Here is a 13515-nt window from a genome sequence, read left to right as displayed (position 1 = left end):
CCGTCATTTAACGTTACGCGTGCTTGCCGTCGCCGCCGTGATCCGGCGCGGGGCCGCCGCTATGTGCGCCGCCAGCGCCGCCATTGCCGCCGTCGCCACCGTCGCCGCCATTGCCGCGGCGCCGGGCGAGGCGGCCATGAATGCCCGCGAACACGAGCGGCACGAAAAACAGCGTGGACACCGTGGCGAACAGCAAACCGCCGATCACCGCGCGGCCGAGCGGCGCGTTCTGCTCGGCGCCTTCGCCGAGCCCGAGCGCCATCGGAATCATGCCGATGATCATCGCGAACGCGGTCATCAGCACCGGCCGGATCCGGCTCGCGCCGGCTTCGAGCGCGGCGGTGAGCGGCGGCGCACCGACGCCGAGCCGCTGGCGCGCGAACGACACCATCAGGATACTGTTGGCGGTCGCCACGCCCATCGTCATGATCGCGCCGGTCAATGCCGGCACGCTCAGGTGCGTACCCGTGAGGAACAGCATCCACACGATGCCGGCCAAGGCCGCCGGCAACGCGCTGACGATGATGAGCGGATCGACCCACGACTGGAAATTCACCACGATCAGCAGGTACACCAGCACGATCGCCATCGCCACGCCGAGCCCCAAACCGAAGAACGAGCCGCGCATCGTCTGCACCTGGCCGCGCACGGTGATCTGACTGCCGCGCGGCAAAGAAGCCCGCACGTTGTCGACCAGCTTGTCGACTTCATTGGCCACGCTGCCGAGATCGCGCTTTTCGACGCTCACGTACAGATCGATCACCGGCCGGATGTTGTAGTGCGTGACCACCGCGAACTGGTTCTGCGGCGCGACGCGCACCAGGTTGCCGAGCAGTTGCGTCGGCCCGGTGGCCGAACCCGACACCGGCGTGCGCAACAGTTCGTCGATCGACGAGATCTGATATTGCGGCGTTTGCACCGCGACGTTGTATTCGACGCCGTTGCGGTTGTTGAACCAGAAACCCGGCGACGTTTGCGAGCTGCCCGACAATGAAATGAGCACGTTTTGCGCCACGTTGCTCGCGCTCAGATTGAGTTGCTGCAAGCGGGTACGGTCCATCTGAAGATTGATCGCCGGTTCGTCGAGCTTTTGCTGGATGTGAGTATCGACAGTGCCCGGAATCATCCGCACCTGTTTCAGCAGCTTGCGGGCGATGTCGAAGTTGCCTTGCTGGTCCGTGCCGGTAATTTGCACGTCGACCGCGGCGGGCAAGCCGAAGTTGAGAATCTGCGTGACGATGTCGGCGGGTTGAAAGAAAAATTCGACGCCAGGAAAGCGCTGCGGCAGCAGCGCGCGCAATCTGTCCACGTAAGTTTGCGTGGGCTTGTGGTCCGGCTTGAGCGCCACCTGAATCTCGCCGTCCAGCGTGCCGATCGTGCCCGCGTTGCTGTACGAGAGGTTGATGCCGCTGTACGGCAAGCCGAGGTTGTCGAGGATCGTGGCGAGTTCCCGGCCCGGCACCACCTCGCGAATCACCCTTTCGACCTGGTCGGCCAGACGCGCGGTTTCCTCGATGCGGGTACCCGTCGGCGCGCGCATGTGCAGACGAATGTCGCCCGCGTCGACGCTCGGAAAGAAGTCTTCGCCGAGCGCGAACGCGAGGCCCATCGACCCGACGCAAAAGCTTAGGAATACGCCGGCGAAGAAACGCCGGCGCACCAGCAGACTGCTGAGAATCACGATGTACGCGCCGCGCATGCGCTCGAAGCCCGCGTCGAAGCGATGGTAGACCCGCATGAACAGGTTCGGCCGGGCATCGGCTTTGGGCTTGTGCGCGTGACCCATCAACAGCATGGCCATCGTCGGCACCAGCGTGCGCGACAGCACGTACGAGGCGAGCATCGCGAACACCACCGCTTCGGCGAGCGGCACGAACAGATAGCGCGCGACGCCGGTCAGGAAGAACATCGGTACGAACACGATGCAGATGCACAGCGTCGACACGAGGGCGGGTACCGCGATTTCACCGGCGCCTTCGAGAATCGCGTCGTGCAGATTCGTGCCCATGTGCAGATGCCGTTCGATGTTCTCGATCGTCACCGTCGCATCGTCGACCAGAATCCCGACGGCCAGCGCGAGGCCGCCGAGCGTCATGATGTTGATAGTCTGCCCCAACGCATGCAAGGCGATCAGCGACGACAGGATCGACAGCGGAATCGATATCGCGATGATGCAGGTGCTGCGCCAGTTGCCGAGAAACAGCAGAATCATCGCGGCCGTCAGCGCGGCGGCGGCAAGCGCTTCGCGCACCACGCCCTGCACGGCCGCTTTCACGAACACCGACTGATCGAACAGCGCCGTGACGCTCAGATCCGGCGGCAGCGCCGCGCGCGCGGTCGGCAGCAACGCATGCAGCGTGTTGACGATCGACAGCGTCGACGCGCTGCCGGCTTTCAGCACCGACATCAGCACGCCGCGATGGCCGTCCTGCCGCACGATATTGGTCTGCGGGGAAAAACCGTCGCGCACGTGCGCAACTTCACGCAGATAGGTCGTCGCGCCGTTGAGCGTGCGCACGGGAATATCGTTGAGCCCTTCCACCGTGGGCGGCGAGCCGTTCATATTGATCGTGAATTCCTTCGGCCCGATCTTGGCCGTGCCGGTCGGCAGAATCAGGTTTTGCGCATTGAACGCGCTCACCACGTCGGACGGCGTCAGCCCTTTGGCCAGCAGCGCGCGCGTGTCGAGATCGACCGAAATCAGACGCGATTTGCCGCCGTACGGATACGGTACGGCGGCGCCCGGAATCGTCACGAGTTGCGGGCGCAGGAAATTCAGCGCGGTATCGTTGAGCGCCTGCTCGGAGAGCTTCGGACTCGACAGGCCAAGCTGGATCACCGGAATGCTCGACGCCGAATAGCTGATCACCAGCGGCGGCGTGGCGCCCGGCGGCATCTGCTTGAGTTGCGCCTGTTCGACGGCCACCGTCTGTGCGATCGCGGTCTGGATGTTCGCGTTCGGCTGCAGGAACATCTTGATGATCGCGATGCCGGCGAGCGACTGCGATTCGATGTGCTCGATGTCGTTGACCGTGGTGGTCAGGCTGCGCTCGTTGACGGACGTCATGCGATTGGCCATGTCTTCCGCAGACAGGCCCGTGTACGTCCAGATGATGCTGACCACCGGAATATTGATTTCCGGCAGCACGTCGACCGGCGTGGTCAACAGCACGAACGGCGTCGCCAGCAGGATCAGGATGGCCATCACGATGAACGTGTATGGCCGCTTTAGCGCTACGTTGACGATCCACATTGAAACGCGCCCGAGAGAATGCAGGTAAGGAACTGAATCGCCGTGGCTGGACGGTCGCGCCGCTGCAGCCTATGACATGCCAAAACCGGCAGACGTGACACGACCTGAGCCCCTGTTGCCGGAGCCTATGCCGCACACCTCTGCCGGTGAATCAGTGCTTATGCTAGATCGGTAGCACCAACGCCTGCATGGCGCGAAAATGGCGAAATTGTCAGGAAGGTTAATGTAAGCATAGGCGCCTGATCTCGCCGCACGCCGGTTAGCGATCGGCAAACGTTTGGCGGCGGTAGATCGGTGCTTTTTAGGTGCTGAAACAGAAGGCCGGTCAACCCTTCGGTTGACCGGCCTTCTGCTTTGAACCAGCTGGTGCCGCCAGACTTACTTCGCCTTACTTCGCGAACAACGACGACATATCGGCGAACGCCTTGAGCTCCAGCGCGTTGCCCGACGGATCGAGAAAGAACATCGTCGCCTGTTCGCCGACTTCGCCCTTGAAGCGCACGTACGGCTCGATGATGAACTCGATGCCTGCCTGCTGCAGCTTGTCCGCCGCGGCTTGCCATTGCTCCATCGACAGCACCGCGCCGAAGTGGCGCACCGGCACCGCGTGGCCGTCGACCTTGCTGGTCTGCCGATGCCCGGCTTCTTCCGGCGCGAGATGCGCGACGATCTGGTGGCCGTAGAAATTGAAATCCACCCACTCCGCCGAGCTGCGCCCTTCCGGACAGCCCAGCAGCTCGCCGTAAAACTCGCGCGCGGCGGCGATGCTATGAACAGGAAACGCCAGATGGAACGGCGGCAAAACGGTGTCGGCAACGCTCATGGTGAAAGAACTCGCGGATAAGAAAATGGAGGCGCGCAGCGGGGCGCGCGAGGTCAAGTTTAACCACGAGTAAAAGTGTTGAATAACGATATATATTTGCCCTGACCAGCACCAGAATCGATCAATCGATCAATCGATCACGCTCGGCGAACTCGATTGTCCTGCCGGGCAGCGTCTATGCCGCGATCCGCCGCTGGCTCGACGGTTCGCTTGCGGTCATGTTCGGCATTACCGGCATCAAGCTGCTGACCTCGAAATGCTAGCGGCCGCCACGCCTATCCGGCCCGCAATAGCGCCCATGGCGCTATTGAGTGTCTTTCACCTGAGCGCCTGGCTGACGCACGCCGGCCAGAAGCAGCGCTTCGTGCAGCGTGCCGAAAATGTAGCTCGCGCCAACGATCGGCGTGATGCCATGCCGGTCCATATCCGAATGCAAATAACGGTTCACGCGGGCAAAGATCACGTCGACGCCCTTCTGCTTCAACGTCTGGCATAGCTCGCCCACCGAGCGCGCCGCGGAATAATCGAGGTCCGTGATCGCGCCCGCGTCGATCACGAACCAGCGCACCGGGTTCGGCGCCTGCGCGATCAGCTGGCGCGTGTCTTCGACGAAAAAGTGGTCGTTCGCATAGAACAGATCGGCGCCGAAGCGATAGACGATCAGTCCCGGCGCAGTCTGCTCGCCCGGCACGGCCGGCACCGGCACCCAGACGCCGTCGTCGCCGGGTACGAGGACCATGGTGTGCGGCCGGTAGCTGTGCCGCACATGCCTTAACAGCGAAAACGCAACCGCCACCAGAATGCCGTGCTCGACGCCGATCAGCACCACCGCCGCGGCAGTGAATACGGCCAGCGTGAATTCGCCCGGACTCTCGCGGCGAATCAGGAACAGCGTCTTCAGATTGATCAGGCCAAGGGCGATCGTGAACACGATGCTGGCCAGAATGCAGTGCGGCAAATACTGTAGGAAGCGGCTGAAAAACAGCAGCACAGCGACCACCACCACCGCGAACGTGAGTTGCGCAAACTGGCTGCGCGTGCCGACGCGGTCGGCCATGGCCGTTTGCGTCGGACTGCCGTTGACGACGAACGCGCCGGTGAACGCAGCCGCCGCATTGGCGGCGGCGAGGCCAAGCAGATCGGCATTGGTATCGACAGGTTCGTGATAGCGCTCGGCGAACACGCGGCTCGCCGCCGCACTCTGCGCGACGATCATCACGAAGCACGAAGCCGCGACCGGCAGCAGATCGAGCGCCTGCTGCCATGTGGCCGACGGCACGCGCAACGGCGGCAGTCCGCCCTCCACCGGCCCGAGTATGGCGATGCCGTGCGCCGCGAAACCATAGAAGTCACTGGCGGCGATGCCCGCCACCACGGCGATCAACGGCACCGGCACGCGCGGCAGGAACCGCTTGCACACCAGAATGGATACGACCACCAGCGTGGAAATGCCGAGCGTCGCCGGATTGATCCGCGCCAGGTCTCGCGCCACCAGCGCAAGCTGATCGATGCTGCGCGCGGCATGCCCAGGCAAGCCGAACATATCGCCCAGCATCGCAATGCCGACCTGCACGCCGACTCCAGCCAGAAAACCGATCAGCACGGTGCGCGACAGGAAGTCGGCGAGAAAGCCGAGTTTGAACACCCGCGCGATGAGCAGCAACACGGCGGTGAACAACGCGACCATCGCGGCGAGCGCCGCATATTCGGCGCTTGAAACCGGCGCCATCGTCGACAACCGGCTCGCGAAAATCGTCGCCGTAGCCGAGTCGGCGGCGACGACCAGGTGCCGCGACGCGCCGAAAAACGCAAACGCGATCAGCGGTAAGAAGACTGTGTAAAGGCCGGTCACGGCGGGCATGCCGGCAATGCGCGCGTAGCCGAGCACTTGCGGAATATCCATCGACGCAAGCTGCACGCCGGCCAGCGCATCGCGCGCGGCCGCAGATCGGTCCAGAGGAAAGACGCCTTTCAGTACGCCAAGGCGCGTAGCCAGGTTCGCCAGAGTATCTCGCATGCGCGATGCAGCCCTCATTCAGGTTATCGCGCATCGTGCCGCGAGTCGGCACACAAAAGCAAGGCTCGGAAGACGAATCGGCTAAATAGGCCGGCAAGAAGCAGGCAAGAAGCGGACGGACCCGCACTCCGCTCGTGAGTCGACGGAAACGGCGGAAGCGTCTGAAGCTTGAATTTATCGCTTGAACTGGCCTGTCAACGGATCCACGTGCCGCGCAAAACCGAACAGCGCAGCGATGCAAATAGGACAGGCAATGATGAATACGGCCAACATCTCGCGCACCCCGAGTAACAAAACGTTACTGGCAGTTTAAGTGATCGCCGTCTGAAAAGAATGAGGGAAAACGGCAAAACAGCGTTTCAGCGGATTACATCCACGTCATTGGCGCGGGGATTCCCGCTCGTGAAAATACCGGGAAAAACGCTGAAAACCGCGAGGCAAACGTATGCGGCGCAGTGCGCTATGATGCGCTACCTTTGTAATCGTACAAAACAATTTGCCGTGTACACCTCCACTTTCATCTTCGCCACGAAGCAATTCGACGAACGCTTCTACCGCCTCGACGACGCAATCGCCACCGCTGCGAAAGCCATTCCTGGCTATCTCGGCGAAGAAACGTGGGAAAACGCGGCGACCGGCCTGAGCTCGAATGTGTACTACTGGGAATCGCTCGACGCGTTGCACGCGTTAATGCAGCATCCGGCCCATCTGGAAGCGAAAGCCGCGCACGCGAACTGGCTCGACGGCTATCAGGTGATCATCGCCGAAGTGTTGCGCACTTACGGCGACGCGGGCTTCGCGCATCCGGCGGCGAGGACTATTTCCCCCACCCCTTATAATCCGGCATGATCCAAACCCCGCACTGCCTCCCCTCGCCAACGGCCACGCACGGCCGCTGCGCCGCCCACCGCTTCCCGGCGGCCGCATGAAAACTCCTAAACGTCTGCTCCCACTGGTCGAAGAAGGCCTGATCGATGAAGTCATTTCGCAGTTGATGAGCGGCAAGGAAGCCACCGTCTACGTGGTGCGCAGCGGCGACGCCACGCGCTGCGCGAAAGTCTATAAGGACGCCAGAGAGCGCAGTTTCCGCCAGGCGGCGTCGTATCGCGAAGGCCGCAAGGTCAAGAACAGCCGCCAGCAGCGCGCGATGGAAAAAGGCAGCCGCTATGGCCGCGAAGTGCAGGAGCAGGCGTGGCAGAACGCCGAAGTCGATGCGCTGTTCCAGCTCGCGAACGCAGGCGTGCGCGTGCCGCAACCCTTCATTTGCACCGACGGCGTGCTGCTGATGGAATTGGTCACCGATGCCGACGGCAACGTCGCGCCGCGTCTGAACGACGTGGATCTGACCGAAGCGCGCGCGCTCGAACTGCACGCGCTGCTGCTCAACCAGGTGGTACGCATGCTGTGCGCCGGCGTGATTCACGGCGACCTGTCCGAATACAACATCCTGCTCGCCGCCGATGGGCCGGTGATCATCGATCTGCCGCAAGCAGTGGATGCCGCGGGCAATCTCGAAGCGCCTGCCATGCTGGAGCGCGACGTGAACAATCTTGCCGCGTATTTCGGCCGTTTTGCACCGGCCTTGCTCGAGGCGAGCTATGGCAAGGAAATCTGGACGCTGTTCGAAGCGGGCGCGTTGCACGTCGATGCCGAGCTGACCGGCCGCGTCGAACTGGACACCACGCCGATCGACCTGGAGGCCGTGCTACAGGAACTCGAAGATACGCGGCTCGACGAAGAAGCGCGCCTGCGCTACGAACAGTCGCTGCGCACCGGCACTTGAGGGGCACTTGTGGGACAACCGGGCGGCAAATAAGCCGCACCTGGGCGCCACCGTCTGGAAGCTACGCCGCGCTCCCACACCCTGCCGTCTCGCTCGACGACCTCGCCGCAACCGGCGCCGGCCCCACCGACTCCCGCATCGTCACGCTCACCGGAAATTCGCGGACAATTTCCCATGAGGTCCGGTAGCATTGATTGACCAGCCAGCGCACCGCATTCTGCGTCAGCTCCGCGGTCGGGATATGCACCGACGTGAGCCCCGGCGCCGCATAGGCGGCCGAGTAATCGTCGTCGTAGCCGATCACCGAGATCTCGTCCGGTACGGCGATGCCCGCCTGGTGGAAGCGCGCCAGCACGCTCACCGCCATCGTATCGTTCGCGCAGAAAAGACCCGTGAAGCGCCGCGTCGTATCGAGCAGTTTCTGCGCGGCCGCATAGCCGCCTTCCGGCGAGAAGTCCGATTCGATCAGCGTGACGTCGTCGCGCGCGATGCCGTCGCGCGCCAGTTCGGCAAAGAAACCTTCGAGCCGGGTTTGATTGTCCGACGCGCTGAACGGCCCGGAAATCACCGCGATCTGCCGATGTCCGTGATCGAGCAGCGTACGCGCCGCGAGTTCGCCGCCGCGCCGGTGATCGGCGCAAAACGACGCCTCCGGCAACTGGTCGAACGCGCGATTCAGAAACACCATCTTCGGGTGCATCCGATGCAGCATGCTCAGGTCGTCGTCGTGCAGGTCGTGGCTGATCACCACCACGCCGTCGCAATCGCGGCCAATCAGAAAACGCACCGCCTCGATCGCCTGCTCGCGCGGCGACACTTCCCCGCAGCCGGTTGCGACCACCACATGGCGGCGCACCGCGCGCAGTTCGGCGTCAGTCTGCTTGAGAATCGTGCCGTAATACGAGCCGAAGAAAGTCGGCACGAAAATGCCGATCATGCCGAGCGATTGCGTCGCCATCGCCCGGCCGATCGACGACGGCCGAAAATTCAGCGCTTCGATGGCGGCCTTCACGCGCGCGGCGGCATCGGCCGAAATGGGTCCTTTGCCGGAAATGGCGCGCGATGCGGTCGACATGCCGACGCCGGCCAGCGCCGCGACGTCTTTGAGTGTTGCCACGCGGTTCTCCGTCAAACCATGTTGCGTACCGGCGCGGCACGCCGCCGCTATAGACGCGCGCCGCCCGCCTCGTCGAACAACGAAATATGTGCGCCGTCGACCGAGAATACCGATACGTCGCCTACCGCGATCGGCGCCTTCGTCTGATCAATCGACGCGATTTGCTCTCCATGATAGTCGAGCCAAATGACACGATGGTTGCCCATCGGCTCAACCAGCGAAACCCTGGCGCGCTCGCCTGCGCCCGCTCCCACGTCGCCCACGCGCAGATCCCCCACGCGCACGTCGCTTACGCGCACGTCGCCTACGCGCATGTCGCCCACCCGCATGTCGCCCACCCGCACGTCCTCCGCCCGCACGCCGAGCACGCAGGGCAGCCGATCCGCGGGCGCGCTTTTGAACGGATACCGCGACACGTCGAGCCGCCAATGCGTTGTGCAAAAGTATAGCGAGCCGTCGTGCCGCTCCAACGTGCCCTTGAGCACATTCATCGCGGGTGAGCCCAGAAAAGTCGCGACGAACAGATTGTCGGGCCGCGCATAGACTTCGGCGGGCGTGCCGAACTGCTGGATCACGCCGCCGCGCATCACCGCCATGCGCGTGGCGAGCGTCATCGCTTCGACCTGATCGTGGGTCACGTAGATCATCGTCGCGCCCAGCCGCTGGTGCAGCTGCTTGAGTTCGCGGCGCAGTTCAGTGCGTAACTTGGCGTCGAGATTCGATAACGGTTCGTCGAACAGAAACACGTCGGCTTCGCGCACGATCGCGCGGCCGATCGCCACGCGTTGCCGCTGTCCGCCCGACAGTTGCGCCGGTTTGCGCTTGAGCAGCGGCCCGAGTTGCAGCATGTCGGACGCCCGCGCCACGCGCCGCTCGATTTCCGCCCTGGGCGTACCGTTGATGCGCAACGCGAACGACAGATTGCGCTCGACGTTCATGGTCGGATACAACGCATACGACTGGAACACCAGCGCGATGCGGCGGTCTTTGGGATCGGCCCAGGTCATGTCCTCGCCGGCGATTTCGATGCTACCGCCGGTCACATCGATCAAACCCGCAATGCTGTGCAGCAAGGTGGATTTGCCGCAACCGGACGGCCCGAGCAGCACGACGAACTCGCCCGCCCGCACGTCGAGATCGAGATCCTCGATCACCGCGTTCGCACCCAGCTGGATCTTCAGATTGCGCACTGATACGTTGGCGGCGTTGTTTGCCGCATTTGCCGCATTTGCCGCATTTGCCGCATTTGCCGCATTTGCCGCATTTGCCGCATTTGCCGCATTTGCCGCATTTGCCGCATTTGCCGCATTTGCCGCGTTTGCCGCGTTTGCCGCGTTTGCCGCGTTTGCCGCGCCGGCAGTATCAGCCGCATCGGCCATGTTCGCCACGTTTGCCAGATTGGTCATGCCCTATCCCTTGACGGCGCCGGACGCAATGCCGCGCACGAACCAGCGGCCCGAAATGAAGTAGATCGCAAGCGGCACCAGCGAAGTCAGAATCGTCGCCGCCATGTTGACGTTATAGAGCCGCTCGCCGGTCGTGGTGTTGATGATGTTGTTCAATTGCACCGTCATCGGCAGATTTTTCGTGCCGGCGAACACGAGGCCGAGAATGAAGTCGTTCCAGATTCCCGTTACCTGCATGATGATCGCGACGACGATGATCGGCGTCGACATCGGCAGCATCAGTTGCACGAAAATGCGCCAGAAACCGCCGCCGTCGATGCGCGCCGCCTTGAACAGCTCCTGCGGAATCGACGCATAGTAGTTGCGAAACAGCAGCGTCATCACCGGCATGCCGAAGATCGCGTGAATCACCACGATGCCCGGCAGCGAACTGAACAGGTGCACGCTCGCGAGCACGCGCACCAGCGGATAGACCATCACCTGCACCGGGATGAAGGCGCCCATCAGCAGCACGCCAAACAGCACGCCGGCGCCGCGCGGCCGCCAGAACGACAGTGCATAGCCGTTCACCGCGCCGATCAGGATCGACAGCACCGTGCTCGGCGCGACGATCCGCACTGAATTCCAGAAGCCCACCTGAATGCCGTTGCAATCGAGCCCCGTGCAGGCGGACTGCCACGCGGCGCTCCATGCATCGAGCGTGAAATGCGCGGGGAACGCGAGCAGATTGCCGAGCCGGATCTCGCTCATCGGCTTCACCGACGTGACCAGCATCACATACAGCGGCAGCAGGAAGAACAGCGCGGCCGTCAGCAGAAACGCGTAGACACCGAGGCGCGCCGGCGTCAATTGCGTGCGGCGGCGCATGCGGCCCGGCGTGCCGCGCTGCAACGGAGAACCATGCGTATTCATCAAACGTCCTTGCGCAGCGCGGCGCGGCTGCGGGCATAGAAGAACGGCGTGAGAATCGCCAATACCGTCACCAGCAACACGATCGACGCGGCGGACGCGAGGCCGATGTTGGCGCGGCCGAACAGATAGTCCATGATGAATTTCGCCGGCACCTCGCTCGCGGTGCCGGGTCCGCCTTGCGTCATCGCCACGACGGCGTCGTAGAGTTTGACGACCATCACGAACAGCAGCACGAAGGCCGTGGACATCGAAGGCCCCAGCATCGGCACGACAATGCTGGCATACACGCGCCAACGCGGAATGCCGTCGATGCGAGCGGCTTTCCACAGTTCGTCGTCGATGCCGCGCAAGCCCGCCAGCAGCAACGCCATCACGAGACCCGACGCCTGCCACACCGTCGCAATGACGATGGTGTAAATCACCCACTCCTGGTCGACGATCCAGTCGAAGCGCGCATGCTCGAAGTCGAGCTTGTGCAACACGGCCTGCACGCCGAGCTCCGGATTGAGAATCCACTGCCAGACGAGGCCGGTCGCGACGAACGACATGGCATACGGATAGAGAAACACTGTGCGCAACGCGCCTTCGGCCACCACGCGCTGATCGATGAAAATCGCCAGCAGTAAACCGATCGCCATGCACGCGACGATAAAGCACGCGCCGTAGATCACGATGTTTTGCAGCGACAGCAGCCAGCGGTCGTTATGAAAAAGCCGCGCGTATTGGGCGAAGCCCGCGAAGTCGCCGGACGGAAACGTGCGTGAATTGCTGAGCGACACGCGCGCGGTCCAGACCATCGTGCCGAGATACGCGAACACGACCGTCAGCACCATCGGCAGCAGCGCCAGCCATGCCGCCAGCGGTAATCGCCTTGGCAGCGGTTTTTGCCGCGGCCTCGCGCGGGCGGCTTGCAGCTTGAGCGCGTGCATCGCGGCGCTCAGCTCTTCAGCGCGCTGGCAAAGGCCTTCTGCACATCGTCGACCGACTGGTTCTTGTTCCAGAAGTTTGTGATGACGTCGATCAGCGCGCCCTGCGTGTCGGGCGACAACAGCATTTCCGGATTCGGCAATTGACGCGACTTGTCCTTCATGATCGCAATGCCCTCCTTCGCGCAGAGGTCGAGACTGGCCGCATCCACATCGGGGCGAATCGGAATCGAGCCTTTCTTCGCGCTGAAGGCGACCTGCGCGGATGGCGAGGTCATCACCGTGGCGAGCAGGTTTTGCGCCTTGATCGCGGCGGCGTTGTCGGTTTTCGGGAACACGAACACGTCGCCCGCGACCAGATACGGCGAGTGCGGACCGAAGCCCGGGAAGCAGCCGAAGTCCTTGCCGGCGCTCTGATTGGCCGCCGAGAATTCGCCCTTGGCCCAGTCGCCCATGATCTGCATGCCCGCCTTGCCGGAAATCACCAGCGCGGTGGCGTCGTTCCAGTTGCGGCCAGGCGAGCCCGGATCGACGAAATCGTGCAAGCGCTTGAACGACGCGAGCACCTTCCTGAACGCATCCGACTTGACCGCGTTCATATCGCGATCGCGATAGATCTTCAGATAAAGATCGGGGCCGCCGACATCGGCGAACACCGCATCGAAAGTGATTTTTTCCTGCCACGGCTGGCCGCCGAACGCGAGCGGTATGACGCCCGCGGCTTTCAGTTTGACGAGGTCGGCGATAAATTCATCGAAGTTCTTCGGTTCGGCGGCAATGCCGGCTTTCTGGAACACCGGCTTCGAGTAGAAGAACCATGCCGGCATATGAATATCGACCGGCGCGGCATAGTAATGCCCCTTCACCTTGATGCTGTCGATGATCGATTGCGGAAACACGCCGTTCCAGTTTTCTTTCGCGGCGACATCATCGACGTTGTTCAGCAGGCCCTGATCGATCAGGTCGTGAAACTGCTTCGACGTATTGAACTGCGCGGCCGTGGGCGGATCGCCGCCCACGATACGGTTGATCGCCGTGGAACGCGCCTGATCGGCGCCGGCCACCGCGTTGTCGACCCACTGGCCGCCGGCCTTGTTATACGCATCGGCGAACTGGCGGATCGCGGCCGATTCGCCGCCGGAGGTCCACCAATGAATCACGTTGGCCTTCAAGGGCTCCGCATGCGCGAGGCCGCCATACAACGCCAGTGCGGCAACGACACTCGCCACGGCCATTTTTCTGCTGTTCATTCCGTCTCCTGTCGGCCGGAGTTAGTGC

The 13515-nt window shown here is 63.0% G+C and carries 10 protein-coding genes and 1 pseudogene; 3 read left to right on the top strand and 8 right to left on the bottom strand.

What is annotated here, in order from left to right:
* Positions 1-13 precede the first annotated feature (13 nt).
* Together DLM46_RS19250 and DLM46_RS19245 are read right to left on the bottom strand one after the other, a co-directional pair.
* Positions 14-3253, bottom strand: coding sequence for an efflux RND transporter permease subunit (locus tag DLM46_RS19250; RefSeq protein ID WP_115102644.1), 3240 nt, complete (start codon positions 3251-3253; stop codon positions 14-16).
* Between the two features lie 388 nt (positions 3254-3641).
* Entirely contained in the window at positions 3642-4076 is a 435-nt protein-coding gene (locus tag DLM46_RS19245; protein ID WP_115102642.1) for a VOC family protein, read from the bottom strand.
* A 173-nt stretch (positions 4077-4249) separates the two neighbouring features.
* Between DLM46_RS19245 and DLM46_RS40375 the strand changes: the two are divergent.
* Positions 4250-4339: pseudogene (locus tag DLM46_RS40375) on the top strand (LysE family translocator); the annotation flags it as partial.
* 41 nt (positions 4340-4380) lie between these two features.
* Here DLM46_RS40375 and DLM46_RS19235 read toward each other — a convergent pair.
* Positions 4381-6093, bottom strand: coding sequence for a SulP family inorganic anion transporter (locus tag DLM46_RS19235; RefSeq protein ID WP_115102639.1), 1713 nt, complete (start codon positions 6091-6093; stop codon positions 4381-4383).
* Between the two features lie 501 nt (positions 6094-6594).
* Between DLM46_RS19235 and DLM46_RS19230 the strand changes: the two genes are divergently transcribed.
* Complete coding sequence (locus DLM46_RS19230) at positions 6595-6942, top strand: antibiotic biosynthesis monooxygenase family protein (RefSeq protein WP_115102636.1); 348 nt, start codon at positions 6595-6597, stop codon at positions 6940-6942.
* A gap of 76 nt (positions 6943-7018) precedes the next feature.
* On the top strand, positions 7019-7876 hold the full coding sequence (locus DLM46_RS19225) for a PA4780 family RIO1-like protein kinase (RefSeq protein WP_115102634.1): 858 nt from the start codon (positions 7019-7021) through the stop codon (positions 7874-7876).
* 61 nt (positions 7877-7937) lie between these two features.
* Here the strand turns inward: DLM46_RS19225 and DLM46_RS19220 are convergent, their stop codons facing one another.
* Genes DLM46_RS19220 through DLM46_RS19200 form a run of 5 tightly spaced genes read right to left on the bottom strand, consistent with a single transcriptional unit; the run spans position 7938 to position 13487 of the window.
* Positions 7938-8993, bottom strand: coding sequence for a LacI family DNA-binding transcriptional regulator (locus DLM46_RS19220; protein WP_115102631.1), 1056 nt, complete (start codon positions 8991-8993; stop codon positions 7938-7940).
* Positions 8994-9040: 47 nt separating this feature from the next.
* Positions 9041-10399, bottom strand: a complete 1359-nt coding sequence (locus DLM46_RS19215; RefSeq protein ID WP_244306290.1) for an ABC transporter ATP-binding protein — start codon at positions 10397-10399, stop codon at positions 9041-9043.
* Between the two features lie 3 nt (positions 10400-10402).
* A complete protein-coding gene (locus DLM46_RS19210; protein ID WP_115102628.1) occupies positions 10403-11311 on the bottom strand; it encodes a carbohydrate ABC transporter permease in 909 nt (302 codons plus the stop codon).
* Positions 11311-12240: a carbohydrate ABC transporter permease gene (locus tag DLM46_RS19205; RefSeq protein WP_115102626.1), complete on the bottom strand. Its 930-nt coding sequence runs from the start codon at positions 12238-12240 to the stop codon at positions 11311-11313. Before DLM46_RS19205 ends, DLM46_RS19210 begins: the two co-directional genes overlap by 1 nt.
* An 8-nt stretch (positions 12241-12248) precedes the next feature.
* A complete protein-coding gene (locus DLM46_RS19200) occupies positions 12249-13487 on the bottom strand; it encodes an ABC transporter substrate-binding protein (protein ID WP_115102623.1) in 1239 nt (412 codons plus the stop codon).
* Between the last annotated feature and the right edge of the window lie 28 nt (positions 13488-13515).

Origin of the sequence: Paraburkholderia lacunae, assembly GCF_003353175.1 — a bacterium.
GTDB lineage: Bacteria > Pseudomonadota > Gammaproteobacteria > Burkholderiales > Burkholderiaceae > Paraburkholderia > Paraburkholderia lacunae.
The sequence above is the reverse complement of the archived record's forward strand: the minus strand, read 5'-3'. Positions and strand labels throughout refer to the sequence as shown.

Coding starts and splice junctions, on each gene's coding strand:
- DLM46_RS19250 (WP_115102644.1), bottom strand. CDS start 3,253: ATGTGGATCGTCAACGTAGCGCTAAAGCGGCCATACACGTTCATCGTG.
- DLM46_RS19205 (WP_115102626.1), bottom strand. CDS start 12,240: ATGCACGCGCTCAAGCTGCAAGCCGCCCGCGCGAGGCCGCGGCAAAAA.
- DLM46_RS19235 (WP_115102639.1), bottom strand. CDS start 6,093: ATGCGAGATACTCTGGCGAACCTGGCTACGCGCCTTGGCGTACTGAAA.
- DLM46_RS19210 (WP_115102628.1), bottom strand. CDS start 11,311: ATGAATACGCATGGTTCTCCGTTGCAGCGCGGCACGCCGGGCCGCATG.
- DLM46_RS19225 (WP_115102634.1), top strand. CDS start 7,019: ATGAAAACTCCTAAACGTCTGCTCCCACTGGTCGAAGAAGGCCTGATC.
- DLM46_RS19200 (WP_115102623.1), bottom strand. CDS start 13,487: ATGAACAGCAGAAAAATGGCCGTGGCGAGTGTCGTTGCCGCACTGGCG.
- DLM46_RS19245 (WP_115102642.1), bottom strand. CDS start 4,076: ATGAGCGTTGCCGACACCGTTTTGCCGCCGTTCCATCTGGCGTTTCCT.
- DLM46_RS19215 (WP_244306290.1), bottom strand. CDS start 10,399: ATGACCAATCTGGCAAACGTGGCGAACATGGCCGATGCGGCTGATACT.